Source organism: Sporomusa acidovorans, from assembly GCF_900101845.1.
Classification (GTDB): domain Bacteria; phylum Bacillota; class Negativicutes; order Sporomusales; family Sporomusaceae; genus Sporomusa; species Sporomusa acidovorans.
Window position 1 is genome coordinate 83982 of sequence record NZ_FNAM01000017.1, and the last position, 25371, is coordinate 109352.

Annotated in this window: 22 protein-coding genes, 4 tRNA genes and 1 other RNA gene; 3 read left to right on the forward strand and 24 right to left on the reverse strand. The window is 42.2% G+C overall.

Annotation, left to right across the window (positions count from 1 at the left end; translation table 11 throughout):
• Positions 1–38 precede the first annotated feature (38 nt).
• From BLR65_RS13235 to BLR65_RS13260, 6 genes are all read right to left on the reverse strand, one after another.
• A complete protein-coding gene (locus tag BLR65_RS13235; RefSeq protein ID WP_093794681.1) occupies positions 39–749 on the reverse strand; it encodes a L,D-transpeptidase family protein in 711 nt (236 codons plus the stop codon).
• A 152-nt stretch (positions 750–901) separates the two neighbouring features.
• Complete coding sequence (locus BLR65_RS13240) at positions 902–1690, reverse strand: 3D domain-containing protein (protein WP_245692761.1); 789 nt, start codon at positions 1688–1690, stop codon at positions 902–904.
• A 222-nt stretch (positions 1691–1912) separates the two neighbouring features.
• Positions 1913–3154: a Zn-dependent hydrolase gene (locus BLR65_RS13245; protein WP_093794655.1), complete on the reverse strand. Its 1242-nt coding sequence runs from the start codon at positions 3152–3154 to the stop codon at positions 1913–1915.
• Positions 3155–3271: 117 nt separating this feature from the next.
• Positions 3272–3943, reverse strand: a complete 672-nt coding sequence (locus BLR65_RS13250) for a nitrite/sulfite reductase domain-containing protein (protein ID WP_093794656.1) — start codon at positions 3941–3943, stop codon at positions 3272–3274.
• A gap of 149 nt (positions 3944–4092) precedes the next feature.
• On the reverse strand, positions 4093–4605 hold the full coding sequence (locus BLR65_RS13255; protein WP_093794657.1) for a ferritin family protein: 513 nt from the start codon (positions 4603–4605) through the stop codon (positions 4093–4095).
• A 155-nt stretch (positions 4606–4760) separates the two neighbouring features.
• Positions 4761–6671 carry a glutamine synthetase gene (locus BLR65_RS13260; RefSeq protein ID WP_093794658.1) on the reverse strand — a complete coding sequence of 637 codons (1911 nt, stop codon included), beginning with the start codon at positions 6669–6671 and terminating at the stop codon, positions 4761–4763.
• Positions 6672–6979: 308 nt separating this feature from the next.
• Between BLR65_RS13260 and BLR65_RS13265 the strand changes: the two genes are divergently transcribed.
• Complete coding sequence (locus BLR65_RS13265; protein ID WP_093794659.1) at positions 6980–7492, forward strand: GNAT family N-acetyltransferase; 513 nt, start codon at positions 6980–6982, stop codon at positions 7490–7492.
• A gap of 107 nt (positions 7493–7599) precedes the next feature.
• On the opposite strand, the gene BLR65_RS13270 is transcribed toward BLR65_RS13265, so the two are convergent.
• From BLR65_RS13270 to BLR65_RS13325, 12 genes are all read right to left on the reverse strand, one after another.
• Entirely contained in the window at positions 7600–9726 is a 2127-nt protein-coding gene (locus BLR65_RS13270) for a glutamine synthetase III family protein (protein ID WP_245692763.1), read from the reverse strand.
• Positions 9727–10002: 276 nt separating this feature from the next.
• Positions 10003–10356, reverse strand: an RNA gene (rnpB, locus tag BLR65_RS13275) — RNase P RNA component class A.
• A 54-nt stretch (positions 10357–10410) separates the two neighbouring features.
• Positions 10411–11070: a thiamine phosphate synthase gene (gene thiE, locus BLR65_RS13280; RefSeq protein ID WP_245692765.1), complete on the reverse strand. Its 660-nt coding sequence runs from the start codon at positions 11068–11070 to the stop codon at positions 10411–10413.
• Positions 11071–11096: 26 nt separating this feature from the next.
• Positions 11097–12215: a Nif3-like dinuclear metal center hexameric protein gene (locus tag BLR65_RS13285; RefSeq protein WP_093794660.1), complete on the reverse strand. Its 1119-nt coding sequence runs from the start codon at positions 12213–12215 to the stop codon at positions 11097–11099.
• Entirely contained in the window at positions 12206–12895 is a 690-nt protein-coding gene (locus BLR65_RS13290) for a tRNA (adenine(22)-N(1))-methyltransferase (RefSeq protein ID WP_093794661.1), read from the reverse strand. The genes BLR65_RS13285 and BLR65_RS13290 overlap by 10 nt, the downstream gene beginning before the upstream one ends.
• 137 nt (positions 12896–13032) lie before the next feature.
• Positions 13033–13108, reverse strand: a tRNA-Val gene (locus tag BLR65_RS13295).
• A 74-nt stretch (positions 13109–13182) separates the two neighbouring features.
• A tRNA-Glu gene (locus BLR65_RS13300) sits at positions 13183–13257 on the reverse strand.
• Positions 13258–13358: 101 nt separating this feature from the next.
• Positions 13359–13433 (reverse strand) — tRNA-Ile (locus tag BLR65_RS13305).
• Positions 13434–13485: 52 nt separating this feature from the next.
• A tRNA-Asn gene (locus BLR65_RS13310) sits at positions 13486–13561 on the reverse strand.
• A 61-nt stretch (positions 13562–13622) separates the two neighbouring features.
• A complete protein-coding gene (rpoD, locus tag BLR65_RS13315) occupies positions 13623–14729 on the reverse strand; it encodes an RNA polymerase sigma factor RpoD (protein ID WP_093794662.1) in 1107 nt (368 codons plus the stop codon).
• A gap of 56 nt (positions 14730–14785) precedes the next feature.
• Complete coding sequence (gene dnaG / locus BLR65_RS13320) at positions 14786–16600, reverse strand: DNA primase (protein WP_093794663.1); 1815 nt, start codon at positions 16598–16600, stop codon at positions 14786–14788.
• Positions 16601–16873: 273 nt separating this feature from the next.
• The gene (locus BLR65_RS13325) at positions 16874–17872 is read right to left on the reverse strand and encodes a deoxyguanosinetriphosphate triphosphohydrolase (RefSeq protein ID WP_093794664.1); all 999 of its coding nucleotides are present in this window, start codon (positions 17870–17872) and stop codon (positions 16874–16876) included.
• 138 nt (positions 17873–18010) lie between these two features.
• Here BLR65_RS13325 and BLR65_RS13330 point away from each other — a divergent pair, with 138 nt between their 5' ends.
• A complete protein-coding gene (locus tag BLR65_RS13330) occupies positions 18011–18490 on the forward strand; it encodes an LptA/OstA family protein (protein ID WP_093794665.1) in 480 nt (159 codons plus the stop codon).
• A 46-nt stretch (positions 18491–18536) separates the two neighbouring features.
• On the opposite strand, the gene BLR65_RS13335 is transcribed toward BLR65_RS13330, so the two are convergent.
• From BLR65_RS13335 to BLR65_RS29805, 5 genes are all read right to left on the reverse strand, one after another.
• Complete coding sequence (locus BLR65_RS13335; protein WP_093794666.1) at positions 18537–19358, reverse strand: pyruvate, water dikinase regulatory protein; 822 nt, start codon at positions 19356–19358, stop codon at positions 18537–18539.
• Entirely contained in the window at positions 19351–20004 is a 654-nt protein-coding gene (ccpN, locus tag BLR65_RS13340) for a transcriptional regulator CcpN (RefSeq protein ID WP_093794667.1), read from the reverse strand. Before ccpN ends, BLR65_RS13335 begins: the two co-directional genes overlap by 8 nt.
• Positions 20005–20040: 36 nt before the next feature.
• Positions 20041–22104: a glycine--tRNA ligase subunit beta gene (glyS, locus tag BLR65_RS13345; protein WP_093794668.1), complete on the reverse strand. Its 2064-nt coding sequence runs from the start codon at positions 22102–22104 to the stop codon at positions 20041–20043.
• A gap of 3 nt (positions 22105–22107) precedes the next feature.
• Positions 22108–22983 (reverse strand): glycine--tRNA ligase subunit alpha, encoded by an 876-nt coding sequence (glyQ, locus tag BLR65_RS13350; protein ID WP_093794669.1) that lies wholly within the window; start codon positions 22981–22983, stop codon positions 22108–22110.
• An 852-nt stretch (positions 22984–23835) separates the two neighbouring features.
• A complete protein-coding gene (locus tag BLR65_RS29805; RefSeq protein ID WP_176772742.1) occupies positions 23836–23997 on the reverse strand; it encodes a hypothetical protein in 162 nt (53 codons plus the stop codon).
• Between the two features lie 125 nt (positions 23998–24122).
• Here BLR65_RS29805 and BLR65_RS31820 point away from each other — a divergent pair, with 125 nt between their 5' ends.
• The gene (locus BLR65_RS31820; RefSeq protein WP_143122579.1) at positions 24123–24407 is read left to right on the forward strand and encodes an ATP-binding protein; all 285 of its coding nucleotides are present in this window, start codon (positions 24123–24125) and stop codon (positions 24405–24407) included.
• Positions 24408–24457: 50 nt separating this feature from the next.
• Here BLR65_RS31820 and BLR65_RS13355 read toward each other — a convergent pair whose 3' ends face one another.
• Entirely contained in the window at positions 24458–24844 is a 387-nt protein-coding gene (locus tag BLR65_RS13355) for an energy transducer TonB (protein WP_169716849.1), read from the reverse strand.
• Positions 24845–25371: the final 527 nt, after the last annotated feature.

Below are 25371 nucleotides of genomic sequence, written 5' to 3' on the forward strand. Positions count from 1 at the left end.
CAATGATAAATTACGGTATAATTAATATTTAGTTACTATTATATTCCCAAAGCCGCACAAAATTCTTTTGTGGCAATCCCTGTAGGAGTTATCCCTTTTTCTGTCTGATAAGCCTTAACAGCTTCTTCCGTCATGGCGCCAAACAAGCCGTCGGCCCGCCCCTGAAAATATCCAAGTTCTTTAAGCTTTAGCTGTAAAGCAACAACGTCAGCGCCCGAAGATTTATTTTTAAGATTTCTTGCTATCTTCACTTTCCGATCCTCAATACGAACCGGAGTGCCAATAGGAAGCCACTCAAATAATTCTTCAACATCCTTATTGCGCATTCTAATACAGCCATGACTGGCAAAACGCCCTATCGACCATGGTTTGTTTGTCCCGTGGATACCGTATGTTCCCCAGGGTACATTCAGTCCCATCCACCTGGTGCCAAAGCCAGTACCCCAATTATAATCTTTCCACACTATGTTCCATTCGCCGATAGGCGTGGGTGTTTCGCTTTTGCCTACCGCGATTCGATATTTTTTATATAACTGGTCATCATTGTAAACTTCAAGTACCCTTGCCCGAATTTTCACAACTACACTAATTTTTCCTGGCGGAGCCTCCGTTGGTTGATTGGGATCAAGCGCTGCGAATTCTTGTTCATCCATATATTCAAATCCAATAATACTGAAAACAATACTTAATATAGTAAAAATCGCTATCCCATAAAATATTTGCGAACGTCTGAACTTAAATGACTGCATGGGTTTCATGTTACTCCTCCCATCAAGACGGATTTTTCTCCTCAAAATATATTCATTTAGCAATGGAGATATGAATGAGAAAAACAAGTAAACCTTTCATCCGCCAACCGGGAAAAAGTTATACTGCAAAAAAAAACCGGCCGTAGCCGGTTTTATGGAAGAACATATACCTTTATATTTTGGATGCCATAATTCAATGCTTCTTGTCGGGTATTAAACGCCAAATCAATACGATTACCTTTAATTGCACTACCCTGATCTTCAGCCAGAGCCTCTCCATAACCTTCAATCCAAAGTTTGGTTCCCATAGGAATAATAGCAGGGTCTACAGCTACTACTCCTTTTTTAACTTTGCCACCTACATAAGTCAGGTTATTCCAGCTACCGTTATCCCGATAACCCGGAGCGTACGCTGTTGCCGTCATATCCAAGATCTTACGGTAATTTTGCGGGGCACCGGCAAGAGCGTTATTATCTTCAACAGCTTGAGGGGTTAACGAACTACGATTATTGAGTAACGTTGACAACAAAGCAACTTTCTCTTGATATTCCGCTAAACGGCTATTAATTTCTTCCTGGAGCGTTTCTTGTACCTTCCCGCGGACAGCACTCTCTACTGCTTTGGTAATGTCTGCATTAGTACTTGCTTGGCCCTGCGTCAATAATTGTTGTGTCAGTGTGGTAAGATTCTTAACTATAGCGCCACGTTCCGACTGCTCAATTGTCTTTTGAGCCAGTTCTCCCCATATAGCCTGCTTATCATTTTGGCTTAGCGTGTTCCGCATTTTTATTAGCTCTTGGATTTGGGCGGCTGTTGAATTTCCAGCCGTCACTTCAGCCAGTTTTCCCTCAAAAGATGCGGCTTCTGCTCGTGGCAATGCCGCCCCCAATAACGGCATTGCAAAAACCATCAATAAAATAGCAGCTAGCTTTCTTCTCAATTTAGTACTCCTTTCATTTGATGGCCCTGATTCGAGGACATTCTACCATACACTTTACATAATATCCAGCGGTAAAATTAGTAAAAGCTCGCTTGCATGAGGCAAACGAGCTTAATAACAAAAAGTTTATAAGATAAAATCCAAATTCCAAAATACTGAATATCCTGTTTTCTTACAAATAAAAGCTAACACCTATTTCGCTTCCGTGCATATATACTAAGGTCACTTGGCTAATTGATATAGTGTTTCTGTTAAAACATCAAGACCGGCAGCTATATCATAAGAAGCCGTGTACTCACGGGAATTATGATTAATGCTATCTTTACAGGGAATAATAAGCAAAGCGGACGGTGCAATCCGTGCTATATTCATGGCAGAATGGGCAGTACGGCTATCAATGCGCATACTTCTCAAATTTAATTGGCGGCAATTTTTTTCAATGATTCGATTTATGGCAGCATCAAGTTTTATCGCTTTTTCCGATGTCACCACGTCAATCGCAGCCGGTGTACCATAATCCTCGGTTATGGAACTGATAGCGTCTTTAATTTCCTGCAATATATCTACGATATTCTCATGCACTGTACCAAAAATATCTACCCACAATTCAACCCTGTCCACAATTACATTAGCAGTGCCCGGATAGGTATGTAAAGCAGTTACTGTTGCTACCGCTCCCTGATATTCATATTCGGCCGCAATATTTCTAACTGACAATACAATCATAGCAGCGCTGACAAGGGCATCCTGTCGGTCGGCTATGTCAGTAACGCCAGAATGTCCTGCGGTTCCCGTTACAATGATCTTGAGTCTGGTCGGAGCTGAAATGGTATCAACAATACCAATATTCATTTTCCTTTGTGCTAAAACTTGACCTTGCTCAATATGCAGCTCCACAAATCCTTTTATACTGTTCTGCGAACAAGCCGCAGTTGCAAGGCGTTCAATAAGAAGGCCCATTGCCTCTAACTCATCTGCCAAACTAACCCCATTATGATCTTTAAGCCTCTTCCACGTAGGAATATGAGCCAGTCCGGCCATTGCCTTACTTCCCATATTGGCCAAATTAAACCGGCTGGATTCCTCCGCCGCGAAAGCAATAACTTTCAAGGGATGTTTAACTTCACCGCGGTGCCGTATACGACTCACCGCAGCCAAACCGCAGAGTACACCAAGAACTCCGTCATACTTACCGCCAGAAGGCATCGTATCAAGATGGGAACCAGTCGCAACGACTGGAACATGAGACTCCACATCTGCGGGTTGAAATTGGCCGATAATATTGCCGATTGCATCAATTTCAACATTCAGTCCGCAATTTTCCATAAGTTTGCTCATATAGTTTCGTGCCTGATGATCAGCGGGAGTAAATGCAAGGCGGGTAATATTAGGTTTATCTTGACTAAATTGAGCAATTTGTTCTATTTGTTCAAGAACCCAGGCACTATCATACAAAGTATCCATTTGAATAACAACCGCCCTCCCTAAAAGTAACTCTTACTGACAGTATAACTCTATTACAATGCTAAAACCATATGTATCAAAGAAAAAGCGCTCGGATTTTATCCAAGCGCCTCTTCTTTAGCCTAGAATATCTTTTTTTACGTTGTCTAAACCTAACCGATCTATCATCATGCCAATTCGCTCATGTTTTCTGGCATTTTCTTTGTAATAAGCAATTATCTTATTAATAAGCGGCAATACTTCCTCTTGGGGTACCGGCTCTACTAACAAATTTGCGATTCTTGCTCTGGCTCCGGCACAACCGCCAATTACAACCTTCCACCCTTTAGCCGTGCCGATAAGCCCGATATCTTTTACCCAGCACTCCGCACAGGAGTTAGTACAGCCGCTAACGCCAAATTTAAGTTTACCGGGGAGTTCCATACCATGATATACTTTATCAATTTCCAATCCCAGAGTTAGACCGTCTTGCTGCGCACGTTTACAGAAATGAGTAGCCGGACAAATCTTTACACTCCGGACACAAAGACCAACTGCTGCTCCTTTATCCATTCCCAGGTCTTCCCAGGCAGCATCAATTTTTTCTTCAGGAATACCAACAATGGCAATTCGCTGCGCCGAAGTAAGCTTAAGGGCTTTAGCACCATACTTCTCAGAAACATCCGCAATTTTTCTCAGAACATTAGCGTCAAGAATGACGCCGCCTGGAATATGAGGAGCAATCGCATAGGTTTCTCTATCACGTTGAACAATAGCGCCTTTCTCAAGTAAATCAGTTTTAGTTTCCATTTTTAGCCTCCTATAGATAATCATATGTATCGGAATATAATTATAATTAGATGTTGAATCTTAAATTCCTGCTAAAGTGGAAAATTTTTATTAAAACAGATAAAAGAAAAATAGCGCCGCTGACGCTATTTTCAGTGTGTGTATGACCGTTATGCCCACTCGCCTAGCATTTGCCGAAGTTTGACTACATGCGTTTGCTCTTCGGCTTTTAACAAATTAAAAATATTTCTTGTTTCATCAAACTTAGCACATTTAGCTAACGCGTCATAAAATAAAATTGAATCTTTTTCGTCCTGGATAGCAGCTTTTAGAATATCAGCAATGCTTTTCAGTTCAGAGAACGTCTTTTCTGCTTTAGCTTCCGTAAATATATAAGGTTCAGCCAAAACTGTCAGATACTTGGATGCTTCTTGGTCAAATAAATAATCATTCGAATCCGAGAGCTTATTTTCTTTTGTTTTATGATAAAGTTTAGTAAACTGATCGTGATGCTTAATTTCTTCATTCATTAGTAACAGGAAAAGCGTTTTATGTTCCTTATTTTCCGTTTGTTCAGAGGCTTTTTTGTAAAAATCACGGCCGCGGGCTTCCATGTCAATGGCTATTCTCAGTCCTTCCAAATCGCTGAACAACTTGCCCATATCGCAGGCATTTTTCCCCATATGTGTACCCTCCCTTAATTAAGTTCGAAATATACTGATATATTCCATATTTTCAGAAAAACTCCTTTTATCTTTGTGACTTTTTTAACTTTTTTATTAAATAAGCAAATTGCCAGTGGAAATCCACTGGCAATTATAGTATATTTATATTTTTTTTAGCAGATATGTATCATATTCTTTTTGTATTCGCGATAAAGATTTTTTAATTCGCTTATTTTATCTGACATTTCAACCTGCAATGCTGACGCCGTATCAAAATCATCTCTTTGGATAGCTTCTTTGATACGGGTAAATAAGCTCGGCTGGGCTAAATAATCTTTCGCTAAATATACGCGCAGCGAATTAATTTTATCCCAATGATTTAGATCTAGATCACTGGCTGAATCAGCATCATGTAACGGTTTAGCTTCTTTAACAATACTGAGGTTCTCTGGGATAATGCGATTTAATAACTCGGTTTTCCAGCGTACTAACGCACCGGCAACAAACCCTTCAATAAGTTCCGGACGGAAAGCATTTCCGGCAGTAAGTGTTTTAACCTTTTCCGGATACTTCTTAATGCTTTGCATATTTTCCCAAACTGTTGCAGGTGGTTCGGAGAATAGGCGGTTACGTTCTTCTTCGGAATAATCATCAAATACGTCATGCTCGCTCCGGTAAGCCCTATCAGTTTCAAGATAGAAACCCTGTTTGCCTGCATCCTTAGAAAGTTCAGCATCCAGTTCCTCTACTGTTTTGCCGGAATTGACGGCTGCTTTAACACCATCAAGAATACTCAGATAAAAAGCGGCTAAAGCAATATAAGTATTCGTGTAAGGATTAGGTGAGCGAACTTCAAATCTGGTAGCCATAGGGTTGCTGACATCACGGACCAGGCCGGCCAGAATTGTTCTGTTACGGGAAGGCACAGCCGGTGAATGACCTAATGATGTCACAATGCAGATCGGAGCCTCAAAGCCTGGTTTTAAACGGTTGAGTGAGTCATTTGTTGAAGAAATAAAAGGATTGATTATTTCATAATGCTTTAGCAGCCCCATAATAGCGCCATAGCCAATTGCACTCAAGAAATACTGCTTCATATCAGATGGTGAGAACAGGTTTACTATTTTGCCGGATTTAAGCTTGGCAGCAATTCCAACATGGGTGTGCTCCCCATTACCGGCAACACCGATAATCGGTTTAGCTTTAAAGGTAACCTCAAGACCATTGGCCCGGAAAGCTTCTTTCACCAAAATCCTGGCCTGAAGTTCATTATCAGCACACTGCAGGGCGTTGGAAAATTTCCAGTCAATTTCAAGTTGTTCCATAACATGGCTCAATTGCCCTGTTTCGTCAATTTGGGCTTTAACACCACCAACCTCTTTATGCCCCATCTCAGGTTCGAGGCCGTATTGGGCCATCGTCAGTAGAGCTTGTTCCATAGCTGTACGAACATTGCCCCGGGTGCGCTGCCAATACTGTTCCTGCATAACCTGTGAAGCAGAAAGCTCTTCAACTTCTGCCTTGTTAGCCGGAGTTTTTACCCAAAACTCAAGTTCCGTAGCAGCGGTAAAAATAATATCTTCAACATCGGCCCCATTTATATGCTCCAGTCCGGCAATTTTTGCGTTTTTTTGGAAGAGACCTTTTATCTCAGTCTTAACATGTTCCAAACTTTGCGCCAGAATAGAACGCGAATCGACCCTGAGGCCATTATGTACTAAGAAAGCAGGAATGCGAAGTGTACCAACAGGCTTACCGGTTTCTTCATCAATATGTTCGAAATTATAGTCTACAAACCAATTGACACTGGCATCTGCAAGCATATCAACCTTGGCATTGTTTAGTGTGGCAATGCCTGTAAGAACGACAGATGAGCCGTCTGTTTGGACCGCACCACCATTATAGAAATCTTCTATGTCTTTAATAAACAATTTGATCGGAATTTTTTCATCGGTATCGTTACCGGCTAAGTCAATACCAACCAGCGAAGCAAACTTGATCTCGGAATGATTGGTAAGCAAATTTAAGAGCTCTTCTTTGGCATACTTGCCGGCAGGAATTAAATACATTAAATCTTTTTCCATCTTTTCACCTCATTTATGAAATATCCCTCAGTATAGGATTTCACTTTTTACCTCGGTCAATACAGTTAAAAAAACAGACTCCTTCCTCTTATTTAGAGTGCAAGAAGTCATTGACTTAGGTAAAAATTATGTTTTAATTATAGCATATAAATACATTTTGTCTAGAATCTAGCAAACATTGTCCATATACGAACCCGATAATTTCTAATTTTTCTTATCAATCTCCGGCAGGATGCATGAATATTGACAGCGAATCTAGTAGTCACACTATATCCCCGTAAATTAACATGTTGTGGAGGTTACATTCCATGATTTATTCCGCAGAACGCCATGATTTAACCGCTATTCTGGAAATATATAACGAAGCCATACTAAATACAACGGCAGTTTATGATTACAAACCACATTCTATAGAAGACAGAACAATCTGGTATGATAAAAAAATGGCAGAAGGGTTTCCGATTCTGGTATACAAGGAAGATAATGCTGTGGCGGGATTCGCAACCTACGGGCCTTTTAGAGCATGGCCCGCATATAAATATACGATCGAGCATTCCGTTTATGTCCACAAAGATTTTCGGGGAAAGCATATCGGAACGGCTCTGCTGAAGGCGTTAATTGAAATTGCCAATGCAAAAGGCTACGCCATAATGGTGGCCGGCATAGACGCAAGTAATGAAAGCAGTAAAATACTGCATAAAAAACTAGGGTTTAGCGAGTCCGGTACCATTTATAAAGCCGGTTACAAATTCGGTACATGGCTTGATTTAGTCTTTTATCAGTATCAACTCCAAGGACCGGATAACCCAAAAGACGAATAGCTACCAGTTGTTTTGCCGCTAATTCTGTGACCAAAAAAAGCACTGATATCCAGTGCTTTTTTTGTAGTGTGAAATTACTATTCATGTAGATGATTTCGTCAAATCAACTATATGTTAAATAACAAATCCCCATAAGTCGGCATCGGCCATACATCTTTATCTACAAGTGTTTCAAGCGTATCGGCAACGTCTCTTAAAGCGCCCATTTTTTCAAAAACATCAAACCGAAACAATGAAGCCTGTTCATAGGTGTCGCCATGGGCATTGGCGGCTTTGTCTACGGCTTCTTCAAGAATTGCAATTTTCTTCTTTAACGCTGCTGTTAAAGATGATACTTCTGTCAGCAATTCAGTCTGAGCTGTGATATCAGCGGCTACACCTGTAGCTTTAATTGTATTAATTGAGGCTGCGAGGCATGTCGAGAATTTAATGACAGCAGGAAGAATTTGCCGTTTTGCCATTTCCAGCATCGTAAGAGCTTCGATATTAATTGTTTTGATATAATTTTCCAAAGCTATTTCGTAACGGGATTCCATTTCTACTTTGCTTAATACACCATGCTTTTCCACTATCGCTATATTCTTTGCGGAGATTAATGCTTTAGCAGCTTCTATAGTAGTCTTGATGTTTGGCAGTCCTCTTTTTTCCGCTTCAACTACCCATTCATCCGAGTATCCGTTTCCATTAAATACAACTTTCTTATGTTTCTTTACATATTCAGTAAGAATGGATTTGACTTCGGCTTCTACATCGGTAGCTTTTTCTAAGCGGTCGGCAACCTCACTTAATACTTCAGCTACTGCAGTATTAATGAAAAAGTTTGGTCCGGCAATGGAAGCAGAGGAAGGAACCATTCTAAATTCAAACTTATTACCGGTAAAGGCAAACGGTGACGTTCTATTTCTATCTGTTGCATCTTTGGGTAAGGCCGGCAGAGTAGTTACGCCGATCTCCATCTGACCGCCTGTTTTCGAACTGGTTGCTCTACCTTTTTCGATCTGCTCCAGGATGTCTTGCAGCTGCTCACCTAAGAATATTGAGATAATAGCCGGAGGAGCTTCGTTAGCGCCAAGTCGATGATCATTTCCCGGATTTGCGGCTGACACTCTGATTAAATCGGCATAATCATCGACAGCTTTAATAACCGAGCACAAGAATACCAGGAACTGTTCATTGTCGTGGGGAGTACGGCCTGGCTCCAGCAAGTTCATTCCGTCGTCGGTTGCCATTGACCAGTTGTTATGTTTGCCAGAACCGTTTATCCCGGCAAAGGGTTTCTCATGCAGTAAACACACAAGGTCATGCCGCAATGCAACTTTTTTCATTGCATCCATAGTTAACTGGTTGTGATCTGTAGCAATATTGGTAGTAGCAAATATTGGAGCCAATTCATGCTGCGCGGGAGCAACTTCGTTATGCTTAGTCTTTGCGGAAATTCCAAGCTTCCAAAGTTCTTCATCCAATTCTTTCATGTAAGCAGAAATTCTTTCTTTAATCGAACCGAAGTAATGGTCTTCTAGCTCTTGTCCTTTAGGCGGTTTAGCGCCAAAAAGGGTTCTGCCGGTAAATATCAAATCTTTTCTTTGATCATACATTTTTTTATCTACAATAAAGTATTCTTGTTCTGGACCAACAGTGGTAATAACTTTCTTTGATGTGGTATTACCCAGAGCTCTTAACACACGCAAAGCCTGTTTTGACAAGGCTTCCATTGAGCGCAATAACGGGGTTTTCTTATCTAATGCTTCCCCTGTATAGGAACAGAAGGCAGTCGGTATACATAAAGAACCGTCTTTTATAAAGGCTGGTGATGTGCAATCCCAGGCTGTATAGCCTCTGGCTTCAAAAGTAGCTCGAATGCCGCCGGATGGAAAAGAGGATGCATCTGGCTCACCTTTAATTAATTCCTTACCGGAAAACTCCATAATTGCCTTGCCATCCAACGTTGGCGAAATAAATGCGTCGTGCTTTTCCGCAGTAATCCCTGTCATAGGTTGGAACCAATGAGTAAAGTGAGTTGCACCTTTTTCAAGCGCCCAATCTTTCATCGCACTTGCTACTACATCAGCAACCGCTGGATCTAAAGGAAGCCCCTCTTCAATTGTCTTCTTTAAAGCTTTATATGTGGCTTTAGGAAGACGTTCTTTCATTACAGCATCATTGAATACGTTTGAACCAAAAATTTGACCTAGGTTGCTCATCAAAAAAACCCCTTTCAATTTTTCTTCTTGCATTAAATTAGTAAAAAAAAAGATAGACTCCTCCACATAACATTCTTATGTGAAGGAGTCTTCATTGACTCAGAATATAAATATAGTTTAATTATAGCACAAAAATATCTTTTGTCTAGGTATATAATAACACTTTAAGTAAATTTTTTTTAATATCAGCCAAAACTTTACATTTCTGAGCAAGTAAGCTATCTATGTTTCTATAAACTAGAAAGGATACGAATCCTTATATAATTAAACCCGCAGCCTTTATAAGGTCTGCGGGTTTGCTGCTTTGCTCGTCTGAGTAGTCAGTAAGCCGAGTTCTGTTCCGCATTAAGCGGTAATGATCATTTATCTAGACCGGCAGTTACCTGCCGGTTCAAGCGACACAACCCGGAAGATTCAGCGGGCAGCTTCATCTCTTCCCTATTTGGTCTTGCTCCAGGTGGGGTTTACCTAGCCAGTCAGTCACCTGACTGCTGGTGCGCTCTTACCGCACCGTTCCATCCTTACCCGACAATGTCAGGCGGTTTACATTTCTGTGGCACTATCCCTAAGGTCGCCCTCGCTGGACGTTATCCAGCACCCTGCCCTATGGAGCTCGGACTTTCCTCAGATGGTTCAAACACCTGCGATCATCTTTCGTACTCAGAACATTTCGTACTTATAAATCTAACATGTATTACAGAACAAGTCAATAAGCCATTACTGTTTATTTAAAGCCTGCCGAATAGCACGGACTTTGGCGGGAATATCAGCGGCCCCTACAAGCTCGGTAATCAACGCCATAATATTTGCACCATGACGTTTGACTTCCATAATATTGTGTTCCTTTATTCCGCCAATAGCAACAAAAGGAATATCCAGATTCTTCACAATGTAATCAAGATATGAAAAGCCGACCGCTTGACATACACCTTTTTTAGTGTTGGTGGAAAATACCGGACCAACACCAATATAGTCAACACACCCCAAAGTCGCAGCGGCTTTAGCTTGTTCCGGAGTATGAGTGGATAAGCCCAGAATCATTTCATTGCCAATAAGTTCCCTTACTTTAAGCGGCGGTAAATCCTCCTGTCCAAGGTGTATCCCGTCCGCCCCGACTAGAAGTGCCAAATCTACATGATCATTAATAATAAAGGTTACTCTCGCCTGTTTTGTCAGATTCCTGATCGTAAGACATTCCTCATACATCGCTCCCGCCTGTTTATTTTTTTCCCGGTATTGAATTACCTTGATTCCGGCCTTAATCAAAAGCTTTACGACTTCGACATTACTTCTGCCCATAGAATATTCCTCAGCGGTAAGAGCATAAATATCTGTCGTTAAAAAGTTGGTCATTCCCGGCCTATGTACCATAACCATATATTCTCCCCCATCCCATTTATTCTTTAATACACAGTAAAGACATCTTTACTTGTACTATTCTCCATAACTGCTATATTCCAGGCATTTTTTCCCGCACATTCATTAATATAGTGGGCTAAAAATTCCACTACCGGCTGCTCGGTCGCAAAATGGCCTGCATCGATAATGGCCAGACCCTTATTTACGGCTTGCTGGGCTTCATGGTATTTTACGTCACCCGTCAAAAAAACATCTGCACCGGCGGCAATGGCGTATTTAATCAAATCAGCCCCACTGCCGCCGCATACAGCTACCTTGTTTATTCTTGTTTTACTTGAGCCTGCTACTTTTAATGAATTTATGTTTAATTTACTTTTTACTTGGCTGATAAATTCTCCAAGTAGTACGGATTCAGTAAGTTCGCCAATTCTCCCTAACCCATAATTAGCTGCCTTATTGTCCAAGGCATAATCATCATAGGCTACCTCTTCATAGGGGTGCGCGGCCAACATCGCATAAATGACTTGGGAACGCAAGCGATCCGGCACAATAGTTTCTATTCGGCATTCATCAACAAATTCTAATTTTCCTTGTTGACCAATATAAGGCGTTGTTTCAGGCAGCGGCAAAAAAGTCCCCACCCCTTGAGTCTGAAATGCACAATGACTATAGTTGCCTATATGCCCCGCACCGGCCTCAGTCATCGCCCTTCTTACCTGGTCGGCATGTGAAACGGGGACAAATACAACAAGCTTATGTGCCTGTTCCTGGTATACCTTCGTTAGCGGCCTTATATTCTTAAGCGCAAACGTTTGGGCAAGAACGTCATTTACACCGCCAGGAGCAATATCTAAATTAGTATGAGCGGCATACACGGCTACCCCATTTTGAATCAGCTCAAATAATATATTGCCTTGGGGCAAGTCAGAGCGAATACTGTTGATCCCTTTAAATATTACCGGATGATGGGCAACCATCATATCGGCTCCGCTGGCAACCGCCTGATCCACAGCTTCTTGATCAACATCTAAGGTAACAAATATTTTCTGTATAGTCTGCTCGGGATGACCAACTAAAAGCCCAACATTATCCCACTTTTCGGCTAAATATGCCGGGGCTAATTTCTCGAGTTCAGCAATAACTTCACGACAGGTTACAGGCATATTCGTTTTTCCTCCAACTTGTTAAGTTTATTGGTTAGCTCTTGATATTTGCCGGAATGCATCGCGCCAGGACTTTCTCTCATGGCACCGAGAACGCCGCGTATCTGATCAATTAGTTCGTTTAAGTGCGGCAGCAACAAAACATTTCTCGTCTGCCAAAGCAACGGGCCAATATCATAAAATATAGGATCAAAAGCAGCACTTTCCCCCTGTTCAGCCGCAATAACCTGGTACAGCCTGCCATCCTCCCTAACTAACTGTTCAGCAGCAATCCGCCAACCGTTGTCATGCAGCCACTTTCGCACAGACGCTGCTGCTAGCATAGGTTGTAAAATAAGGCGTCTCAATCCAGCGGTCACTTCCGGCCGTGAGCTCAGGATGTCAATAATATTTGACCCTCCCATGCCGGCAATAACAACAACCTCTGCTTCACCCGGTTTAACAACATCCAGACCATTGCCTAACCGGACGGAAATAAATGATGTTAATCCTGCTGATTCCACTGCATTTTTTGCCGATAAGTAAGGTCCCTGATGAATATCACCAGCAATGGCGCAGGTAATTACTTTGTGTCTGGTTAGATATATAGGTAAATAAGCATGATCGGTGCCAATATCCGCCAGCGTCACACCGGCAGGAACCATATCGGCAATGGCTTTTAACCGTTCACTTATTTTCACTGAAAACTCCTCCTGTCGGGATATTTATTGCAGGACAATAAATATTATCAATATAGTATTTGACTTTAATGGTGAATAATCCTGTAAGCTTATACATAACAAAAAACCTGCGAAAGTATTTCGCAGGTTTTTTGTTATGGTGGGCGATGACAGGATCGAACTGCCGACATCCTGCTTGTAAGGCAGGCGCTCTCCCAGCTGAGCTAATCGCCCGTATTCGCAGATTCGCTTCGTTCGCGTACTCGTTTGTTCGAACTCACGACTTATCGAACCTCGAATCTCAAAGATGGTGACCCGTGGGGGAATCGAACCCCCGTTATCGCCGTGAAAGGGCGGTGTCTTAACCGCTTGACCAACGGGCCGTAAAAAAGGATTAATAGGATGTTCCTCGTTCCACTCGGAACTAAGCGATTCACACGGCTTTCCGCGTCGCTCCGCTCCTAAAAATCCGGTTCACTGCTTATGGTGGGCCCACCTGGGATCGAACCAGGGACCAGCCGGTTATGAGCCGGCTGCTCTACCGCTGAGCTATAGGCCCTAGAGATATTAAAACAGGTTTTCCGAAGAAAGCCTGTTTATCAGCTAAAATCTGGCTCCCCGAGTAGGACTCGAACCTACGACCGATCGGTTAACAGCCGATTGCTCTACCAACTGAGCTATCGAGGAATATCGCCAACGATGATTATTATAAAACAATGTCCGTGTTACGTCAAGTGATTATTCTATTTTACTCAAGAAAATCTTTCAGTTTTTTGCTGCGGCTAGGATGGCGCAGCTTCCTGAGCGCTTTCGCTTCTATTTGACGAATACGTTCTCTGGTAACTCCGAAATATTGTCCTACTTCCTCCAGCGTTCGAGCCCGCCCATCATCTAAGCCAAAACGCAGACGAAGTACTTTTTCTTCCCTGGGAGTAAGTGTCTCCAGTACTTCTTCCAGTTGTTCCTTAAGCAACATAAAAGAAGCTGCTTCCGCCGGAGCCGGAGCGTCCTGGTCTTCAATAAAATCACCCAAATGGGAATCTTCTTCTTCGCCAATTGGTGTTTCCAGCGATACCGGTTCCTGGGCAATTTTCATTATCTCCCGTACCCGCTCGACACTTACTTCCATGGCTTTGGCCACTTCTTCAGGCGATGGCTCCCTCCCCAATTCCTGTAGGAGCTGCCGCGATACCCGAATAAGCTTATTAATAGTCTCAACCATATGCACCGGAATACGGATTGTACGCGCCTGGTCGGCGATAGCTCTGGTTATTGCCTGACGTATCCACCAGGTGGCATACGTACTGAATTTATATCCTTTATTATAGTCAAATTTTTCTACAGCCTTGATTAAACCCAGATTACCTTCCTGAATAAGATCAAGGAATAACATGCCGCGTCCTACATAGCGTTTAGCGATACTAACAACCAGTCTTAGGTTGGCTTCTGCCAGCCGCCGCTTAGCCTCTTCATCTCCCTGCTCCATCCGTTTAGCCAATTTAATTTCCTCATCGGCAGTTAAAAGAGGCACACGACCTATTTCTTTAAGATACATTCTAACAGGATCATCAATACTAATGCCTTCAGGAATGGTGAGATCAATATCTACTTCTTCGGCCGTTGCTTCTATCTCGGACATGTCCGGGCCTTCAATCAATTCATTGTCCGGAGCTTCATCTACAATTTCAATACCTTTATTACTGAAAATCTCATACATATCATCGATTTCTTCAGGACTCATGTCTTCTGTTTGCATGGTATCCATTATTTCAGAATACGTTAACACACCGCGCTTTTTACCTTTATGCAAAAGATCATTCACTTGTTCTCCCGGTGTGGTTTTCTTATCGGCCATCGTTTTCCCCCCTTCCTTTGGCAATTAACGGTAATAAATTTATCAATACTTGCTCATTAATGATGTAATTTGCTAATTTCATGTTTAATTCGTTGACTTTCCGCCAATTCCTGCAGAAAGTTACTATCCCCCATGCGTTCTAATTCATCGGCCATTAGCCGGTGTTGTTCATACAATGCTGTTAAATGGGCCAAGCGAATTGTTTTTATACAGTCATCAATCAATTTGACCTCATCATCAAATTCGTTTTCCATCAACATAATATGCGAAAACTCACTGCTTGCCTTTTCACTCAGGCTATTTACCCCGGCGTTAAAGGCAGCCTGCGATATATTTTTTTCCATATTATACGCGTTAAATATAAAATTAATTATCTCTTGCTGCAAAGTTCCTTGTATTTCTTGTGGTGAGAGGTTTGTTAAGACATAGGGGACCAGTGATAAATCATCACACATTAAGCGAATCAGCTGACGTTCTGCCTGAATGACCGCCGGGGCTGGTTGCTTATACAAGAGTGCAATATTTATAGTTTTCCCCATTTTTACATTTTTATCCTTTTTGGTTTGAACAATATATTTTGTAATCTCAGTACGTAAAGCGCTTTCATCAACAGCAAGCACTTGGGATAAACGAGTAATATGCGCATTAACTGCTACCGCGTTATCCGCCTCGGCTAAAATTGGTGCCAGTTTGCCGACAACAGCAATTTTACCTTGAACTGTTGAATAATCATCTGACTTTAAGGCCTGATCAAGCTGATAATCTAATAACGGTTTGGCCGATTCTAACAACCCCTGGAAGGATTGGCTGCCATGTTTCCTGACAAATTCGTCCGGATCCTTGCCATCGGGAATCGTTATGACCTTTATGGTAGCGCCTAATGTACGAACAGTATCTAATGCCCGTACTGTAGCATTTTGTCCGGCAGCATCGCTATCATACGAGAATAGTAGTTCAGCATTCAGTTTAATCAGGTTTCGAGCCTGGTCCGGCGTAAAGGCCGTGCCTAATGAAGCTACTACATTTCTAATTCCTTGAGTATAGAGAGTGATGGCATCCATATACCCTTCCACAATAACTACTTGGCGCAAATTCCGGATATGTTGATAGGCAATATCAAACCCGTACAAAACGTGCCGTTTATTGAAAATTTCAGTTTCTGGCGAATTGAGATATTTAGGCTGACTATTGTCTAAAACCCTGCCACCAAAGCCAATGGTCCGCCCCCTCACATCGTTAATTGGAAACATAATTCGATTACGAAATCGATCGTAAACGCCATCCCCTGAATTACGCGGGGCCGCTAAGCCGGCTTTGAGTAATATATCCGGAGCAATACCACGCTGTTCCATAAATGTTGCCGATAGTTTATCCCACGATGGCGGCGCAAACCCTAATTTCAAAAAATCAATGATCTCATCAGCTATGCCACGATTAGCCAAATACTCACGGGCAGGTTTGCCATAATTTGTTTTAGTCAGACAGGCATGAAAAAAATCCCTGGCTAATTCATTTACGTGATAAATTTTAGCAATTTCCTGCTCCTTGGCTAGCTCACGCGGTGTTTTTTCTTTTTCCGGCAAAGGAACATTTAACTTTTTAGCTAAAAGTTTTGCCGCTTCAAAGAAGGTAATATTTTCCACTTTCATCAAAAAATTAAATACATTACCACCGGTTTGACATCCGAAACAATAAAAAAAACCTTTGTCCGGAGTCACTGAAAATGATGGTGTTTTTTCACTGTGAAATGGACAACAACCCCAATAATTTTTTCCTTTCTTTTTTAAGGATACATAATCAGAAATAATGCTGACAATATCGCTTTCTGACCGCAATCTATCGATAAAATCATCGAAAACCGCATCTTTCATATAACTCACCTTATCCAGGCAATGACAAATTACTGCTTTGTTTAGATTGCAGATTATGCAAATCGTTCCAAGCTTTGACTTTATTCTACATTCAGGTTAATATTCCTGCCTACACGGAGCAACTCCCCGCAAAGTTGTGTACACAGTCTTTATCATCTTTTAATTTAGTAATTATTATTCAATATAAATAACAAAATTCCTCTTTTACATCTTGACAAGATAAATAATATTTGTTCAAAAACAAAAGCAGAGCCCTTGTTTACGCTCTGCTTACTAGTTTGGTCCCCCCCAGGTAGCCGGGACAAATAATTTTTCAAACTGTTTTATTGCATACAAATCAGTTAAACCCGCTATATAGTCAATTACGATCGTTTGCAGACCCCATTTTTCCTCACGCTCTATAAACTCTGTTGGCAAGTCTCCGGGGTTATCCATATAATATTGAAAAAGCTTACTAACAACGTATTTCGATTTTTTTCTGTCAGGTTCAAGTTCAGCCGAATGATATATTTTTTCAAACATAAACTCTCGAAAGTCATCCATTGCCACTTTAACTTTGTCAGACATGATAATTTCGTTTTTTCCCTCAGATTCAGTAATAATATCAGATACCATAACGGTTATCATACTAGATGGATTTATCCCTAATACCTTATTTACGTTGGCCGGCAGATCAGAAGGTTTAATCATACCGGCACGAATACCGTCATCATAGTCATGACACAAATAAGCAATCCGGTCGCCCCTGCGGACGATTTTGCCCTCCAAAGTAAACGGGACATTATCGCCGGTATGATTAAGGATTCCATCTCTGACTTCGGCCGTCAGATTAAGCCCCTGCCCTCCCCGCTCAAGATGTTCCACTACCCTGAGGCTTTGTTCATTATGATTATAATGGCCAATAAGTTCACGTAAGGCATATTCCCCGGCGTGACCAAATGGGGTATGTCCGACATCATGACCTACAGCAATTGCTTCGGTCAGGTCTTCATTAAGCATGAGACCACGGGCTATTGTTCGCGATATTTGCGCTACCTCGAGGCTATGGGTCATCCGCATCCGGTAATGGTCGCCCGGTGCAATATATACTTGCGTTTTATGTTTCAGACGCCGAAAAGATTTACTGTGAATAATACGATCCCGATCACGTTGAAAAGAGGTACGGAAATCACACAAAGCTTCTTCCTTATCGCGGACAGCATCCCGGCTTTTCGCAGCATAGGGTGATAAGATTTTAAACTCTTGTTCTTCAATTCGTTCACGAACTTTCATGCTATAACCCCCTCCTCCCTATGTCTATTATAACATTATTTACCTATAATCAACCATAATTCTTGCCATTACACTTTTTTCTAGAAGCAAATTAATGAATTATTTGCTATAATAAAATTTGAGAAAGGAGGCAGTGGCGTGAATTATTCCAAGATACTTTTTGCAACTCTTTTAATTATTGTTCTTCTAACAGGCATGGTGTCAGCCGCTAAGCCAATTATAAACGCTGATCATACATACTTTGACATTAACACAGGCCTGTATATGTTAAAGGGAAATGTTTACATTGAAGTCCGCAACCGGATTATTACAGCCGGCCAGGCCAAAGTAAATCCGGCTACATTAGAAGTATGGGGCACAGGCGGCATAACCGTGAAACAGGATGATATCTGTTTCACCGGGGACAGCGTATACGTATATGGCACAAAAGATCATGCCAAAATTGACGGCGGCGTAAAACTATCCCGTAATGGCCTGTCAATTGAAGCCGATAATGCCGATTTTAATTGGAGCACTAAAATTGCCGTCTTTAATGGCAATGTGCATGTTTCTCAGGGAACCACCGACTGGTCGGCTGACTCCGTAAGCTATAATGTTGACTCCAATAGTTTTCTATAAGTTAAAAAAGTCCCTGGCACAAAATATCATGCCAGGGACTTTTATTTTAGTCGTTTGCTTGTTTATTTCTTGATACTACTTCTAATATGCGATTCGCAGTTTCTTCAATAGCCTTGTTTGATACATCAATGACCGGGCATTCCAAACGGCGCATAATGGACCGGGCATAATCGAGTTCCTCATCTATCCGGCTAAGGTTGGCATAGCTGGCATCGGGCGCCAATCCCATAGTTTTTAACCGCTCACAGCGGATTTCATTAAGCTTAAACTTATCAATAATTAAACCGACAATCCGCTGCGAAGGCACTTGGAATAATTCTTGTGGCAAGGGCGCTTCCGGTACAAGCGGCACATTGGCCACTTTTACTTTTTTATGAGCTAAGTACATGCTGAGAGGTGTCTTAGAAGTACGCGACACACCAATAATAACAATATCAGCTTTTAATAATCCTAACGGGTTTTTGCCGTCATCATATTTGACAGCAAACTCTACCGCTTCCACACGTTTAAAATATTCCTGGTCAAGTTTATGAACAAGTCCTGGCTTGAGCCGCGGTGCCATTTCCGTAATTCGTTGAACCGTATCAATCATTGGCCCCATAATATCCACAGTAAGAATACTATGTTGCCGGGCTTGTTCCAGCAAAGCCTCCCGCAGATCAGGCGACACCAACGTATGACAAATGACACAAGTATGTTTTGCCGCTTCCTTCACAGTTTCGGTTATTTGATCCACCGAGTTGATATACGGAATCCTAATTATATCGAATCCGCCTGAGTTAAACTGGCTGGCCGTGGCCCGCGCCACCATCTCCGCTGTTTCACCAATCGAATCGGATAATGCGTAAATAATCGGCAGATTAGCCATGGTGCTCCCCTCCTCGTCCTTCGCCAAGTTCGACAAATAATCTGGCGATATTGGTTTTGGTTAGTCGTCCGATTACTTCATAGGTTTTCGTATCTTGATGATCCGCAATCGATACAACCGGCAAACTATCTACCTCGTTTTCAATAATTTTTTTGGCCGCTGTTAACACAGATTCATCAGGAGATGTTACCACTATTTTGGGCATGGGTGTCATAAGGACCTTAACCGGCATTTTATGCAAATCACTGCCGCCCATAGCCACCTTCAGCACATCTTTGCGGGAAATTACGCCTGCAAGAATGCCACCCGGTTCAACAATAAAAACCGTGCCCACATCTTCCAGAAACATGGTAACAACAGCATCATAAGCACTTGTACTGGCAGTAACAACAACAGGCACCGACTGTACATCCTTGACTTTAATTCTGCTTACTTGCTCGGTAAGCATGCTAATTATATTTTTCCCCGTATAGTAATAACCAACTTTAGGACGAGCCTCCACCAGGCCGGACATTACCAGGATTGCTAGATCGGGTCTGAGCGCCGCTCTGGTTACATTAAGGCGTTCAGCAATCTGTTCCCCTGTAATTGGTCCTAAGGTTTTGACCATCCCAGCAATTTTTTCTTGCCGTGGCGTTAACCCCAATCACTGCCCCCCCTTTTTTAACCCGGGCGTTGCCATTTACATGACCATAATTTTAGTCAAATCTGCAGTTTGAGCTGCTAGACCCGCTATAGCCTTTAACAAAGCTAAGCGGTTATTTTTGACAGCAGGTTCTTCGACCATGACCATAACGGCACCGAAAAAAGCATCAATTGGCGCTGCCATAGCCGCAACCGCAGTTAACACGCCCTGATAGTTTTTTTCCGCCTGATAGCTGCTTATGATTGTCTTGGCCTCCAAATAGGCTTTATATAAATCATGTTCAGCCTCAGCAGTAAATAAATTGGTGTCTATGGTTTCAGAAACGGCGTTTTTCGCCAGATTTCCTACCCGCACAAGTGCCTGCACAGCCTTTTGCATTGCAATTGTACCACCCTCGACAGCTATCGCCTTTGCCCTAAGCCAAGTGTCATACAAATCATCACTGCCGGCTGCTAGTACTGCATCAATCATATCATAGCGCAATTGTTCCTCTGTTAAAATATTTTTTATGCGCAAACGGAAAAATTCCTGTAGTTCGCCTGTCAGTTTAGTTCTACATTCCTGATCCGTAATTCCCAGTAGATCCATAGTCTGGCCGGCCATAGCAGTTAAAGAAACATGATATTGGGCATTAATCATGGTATGCACAATTCCCAGAGCCTGGCGTCTTAGCGCATAGGGATCTTGTGAACCGGTAGGGATAAGGCCACGGCTAAATGTGGCAACAATATTATCCATTTTATCGGCTATACTGATTAATCGCCCGGCCATCGTATACGGTAACCCATCACCGGCAAAGCGCGGCAGGTAATGTTCAAATATTGCTTCGGCAACCTCCGGACGTTCACCACTTAACTTGGCATACTCACGCCCCATAACTCCCTGCAGTTCAGTAAATTCGCAAACCATTCCTGTTACCAGGTCAGCCTTAGCCAAATGGGCGCCACGCTGGGCAGTAGTAAGGTCATTTTGACTTGCGCCTACCATCTGGCCGATTCCTGCAACTAACCGTTCCAGACGCAGCGCTTTATCATAAATTGTACCCAGTCCTTCCTGGAAAATAACTGTTTTAAGTTTTTCCACCCGATTTTCTAGTGGCAGCTTCCGGTCTTCCTCAAAAAAGAAACGGGCATCTGCCAATCTGGCTTTGAGAACCCGTTCATTACCGTGACGGACAATATCAATATATTCTGGCCCACCATTTCTTACAGTAATAAACATGGGCAATAATTTTCCATCTTTATTTTTAACTGGAAAATATCGCTGGTGCTCACGCATAGGAGTAATGATTGCTTCCGGTGGCAAAGCAAGGTACTTCTCTTCAAAATTACCGCACAGAGCTGTTGGATATTCCACTAAATAGACGACTTCCTCCAAGAGTTCTTGGTCAATCGTTGCCGTTCCGCCCCGGCTGACAGCAAGGTTCTCTATCTGTTCCTTAATGACCCGGCGGCGTACATCCTGATCAACCATAACAAAATTTTCACTAAGCCGTTCAAAGTAATCTTCCACAGAATTTACTTCTATTTCAGCCTGTCCCAAAAAGCGATGGCCGCGCGTAATCCTGCCGGAAGTCACCCCTGGCAGTGTAAACGGAACCACCTCATTGCCAAACAGTGCTACAAGCCAGCGGATTGGCCGGACAAAACGCATATCCAAATCGCCCCAGCGCATGTTTTTAGGAAATGATAAACTATTTACTATATCAGGCAATAGTCCCGGCAGAAGTTCCGCGACCGGTCGGCCAACTTCCTGAACAACGGCATAAACATATCCATCTTTAACAACAAGCGCCGCAGGGTCAATTCCTTGTCCTCTGGCAAAACCTAAAGCGGCTTTTGTTGGAGCTCCCTGTTGATCAAAAGCAATTTTCACCGCAGGCCCCTTATTTTCACTATGCTTATCAGCTTGACTGATACCTACCTCTTTTGCAATAACGGCTAGGCGGCGCGGAGTGCCGACAGCCCGGACCGATCCGTAGCTAATCCTGAGTTCTGTCAACTTAGCTTTTGTCGTACTCTCAAGCTGCGCTAATGCATCAGGCATAAATTTGGCAGGAATTTCTTCTGTCCCAATTTCCAGTAATAAATCTTTGGTCATAAACTATTTACCTCCCTTTAGGAGCGGATAACCCAGCTTTTCACGTTGTTCTAAATAGCCTTGTGCACACAATCGGGCCAAATTACGCACTCTGCCAATAAATGCGGTACGTTCACTAACGCTGATCGCGCCACGTGCATCTAAAAGATTAAAGCTGTGGGAACATTTTAAGACATAGTCATAGGCGGGAAGCACATACCCAAGTTCAATAACCCGTATTGCTTCTTTTTCATACATAGTAAACAACGTAAACAACATTTCAATATCGGCAATTTCAAAGTTATAAAAGGAATGCTCGACTTCATTACGATGGAAAACATCACCATATGTAATGCCAGCCACCCATTCAATATCATATACATTTTCTTTACCTTGAATATACATAGCCAGCCGTTCCAGTCCATAGGTAATTTCAACGGCTACCGGTTTTACGTCAATACTGCCTACCTGCTGAAAATAGGTAAATTGGGTAATTTCCATACCGTCAAGCCATACTTCCCAGCCAAGTCCCCAGGCACCAAGAGTAGGTGATTCCCAGTTATCTTCTACAAAACGGATATCATGTTTGGCAGGATCAATGCCCAACTTGGCCAGACTGGCTAAATACAATTCTTGAATATTAGCAGGCGACGGTTTCATAATAACTTGGTATTGATGATGCTGATATAATCGATTGGGATTATCTCCATAACGCCCGTCAGCAGGACGGCGTGATGGCTCAACATAGGCAACATTCCATGGTTCAGGCCCCAGTGCCCTGAGGAAAGTTGCCGGATTCATGGTCCCTGCACCTTTTTCCACATCATAAGGTTGCTGAATAATACAGTTTTGTTCTGCCCAGAAATTTTGCAGTGTCAGGATTATCTCCTGGAATGTCATACTATTACCTCCTATTAGAAAACCCGGCTAACGCCGAGCCTTTGGCGAAAGCGCTAGCCGCTGGTTGCACTTATCCAGTCGAAAGTTATACTTTCTGACTGGGCAAAAAATAAAACATCCTGTCCCCGTAACTTCAAGTTACAGGGACGAGATGTTATTCCCGCGGTTCCACCCTGATTGGGCATGACGCCCCACCTTACATTCTATTGCGGGTTTTACTTTCCCCGTAAACCGTTCATCCGGATTATGAGATTTCCTCCCGCGGCTTGGGAAGGCCTTTCACCTTTTTCTACCAGGCTTACACTCTCCCCGGTTCGCTGCCTATAAGGTTACTTATTTCCCGCATTGCCGTAATTATAAGTTAAAATATAGCAAGTACTCTCTTGGATATATGTTTTTACTTTTACAGGGTCTTCCTAATGCGTATAGTGTAACACAAAAAGCATATATAATGCAAGCATTCTACGTTTTTACAGGGTCTTCCCAAGGCAAAAATTTCATAAAAAAAATTAAAAACATTTTCCTATATTATGTTGCATATATAATAGAAGGAAACTATTCATGAAGGACTTCCCAATATTTTAACTGCCCTGAAAGATGTGCCCTTCAATAGCAAATGTATTATTAACATAATATAAGCTACGCTACTCTGTTCTATATTTGCTTAAATAAAAGAGGCCAAAAGTAGTAAGAAAAGAGCAGAACCACTAAGGCCCTGTTCATCCTTTCATAATTAAAGCTTATATCCCTTGCTTTCATCGGTTAATTTGGTTATATAAATCATCGTTAGATTATTGATTATTTATCTCCATCCTTTACTGTTTTGTTTTCCTAAAATGTTGGCTAGACCCTTCATTCCTGGCGCCAGGCTTCCAATACAGTCTTGCCTGCATTTTTTTTGCCCTTTTCCAGTTTAGTGTCCGCCGGTTGCAACTGCACAAGATTGCCGAAATGATTAACAACTGTGCACACCGTCAGGAGTTGTCTCATCAACAGATACGCTTTTATCGCCAACGGTTTTATGATAATCGGCCCTTAATAACAGCTTATTTAGGACAGCAGGGCTTATTTTTAGCTGATTTAGATCCCGTGTCTTGGCTAGAAGTCTGGTCAAGGCATGTTTTTAAACAACTGGAGCTATTCAATCTCACTTATTTCACTTTTCAAGCCCGCGGCTTTATGGACAAGTAACTTCGAAAAACCGTTTAAATACCATATACAAGTCAAATCTCGTCATTATTGATGAAGTTGGCTTTTTACCGGTAAGCAAGGTCGAGGCAAATTTGCTATTTTCCTTCGTATCCGCACTACATGAAGTGGTACAATTTGTGGCCATTTTGGGTACATTTTACTTGACCGCTCACAAAAGAATATGTTCGAACAATACTGCGCCTATTTCTACCAAAAAACCGGTTTTGGATTAACTGATCATACCGGTACATAAAAACATAAAAAGATTTACTACTTGATAGTTCTAATTATCTTTTTTGCTTGCTGGCGTTAATTTAAACGTTATTGGCATAACCACCTTAACGGCAATTGCCTCACCGTTTTCTTTAGCTGGAATAAAGCGCCATTCTTTTACCCCATTTATCGCTGCTTCATCAAGAATATCATAACCTGAACTTTCAATAACTTCTGCGTCAGATACTATCCCTTCATTTGATATTGTCATCTTCAGCAATACTTTTCCTTCTAGATGTTTTTTCCTAGCCTCATATGGATATTCAGGAAATACACTGTAAATAACTACAGGTGGTGTTTTCTGACTGTTCTCATTAGAGTTAGCAGTATTATCATTAGCATAGACAAGCCCAAATGTAAAAAGAAACAATACTGTAAATAATATAATTTTCTTCATCTTAATCTCCATTCCGCCGCTGTCGCTGGCGGCACAAATAGTTATGAAAAAGTGGTGTGCGACTTTCACCAAAATGCTATCTTAGTTTTGATGGGAAGGTACACTACAAAGCACGGTAGGAGGAGTCGTAGATCGCCCTTCATAGCCCAAAACAGTATTTTAATCAGTGTAAGAATCATCTAACCAAGGTCGCAGTAGGTGGCAGATTACTCTGTTTCCCCTGCACAGATCCCGGCGTGAAGTTTTCCCTCACCGGGCTCCTCAGGAATACTCGCTTCCGTATTCAGGCGTTAGATATTCAGCGCTAGCTGCCGACTCTCAGTAATGCGTGGTTTTGGCACTCGAAAGCGTTCCCACAGCTTGTTGAACGCTTCCCAGTCGAGGCTTTTCCGTTGACTCCTACGATTTAACCATTTAGAATCCCTTTGCACCATGCTTTGAGGTTTGCTACAGACTTCCTCAGCTTCTTCCGAGAAGTTCGTCTTTTGACTATGTTCCTGCCTTTTCGGGAGAGTCCCCACTTAAAT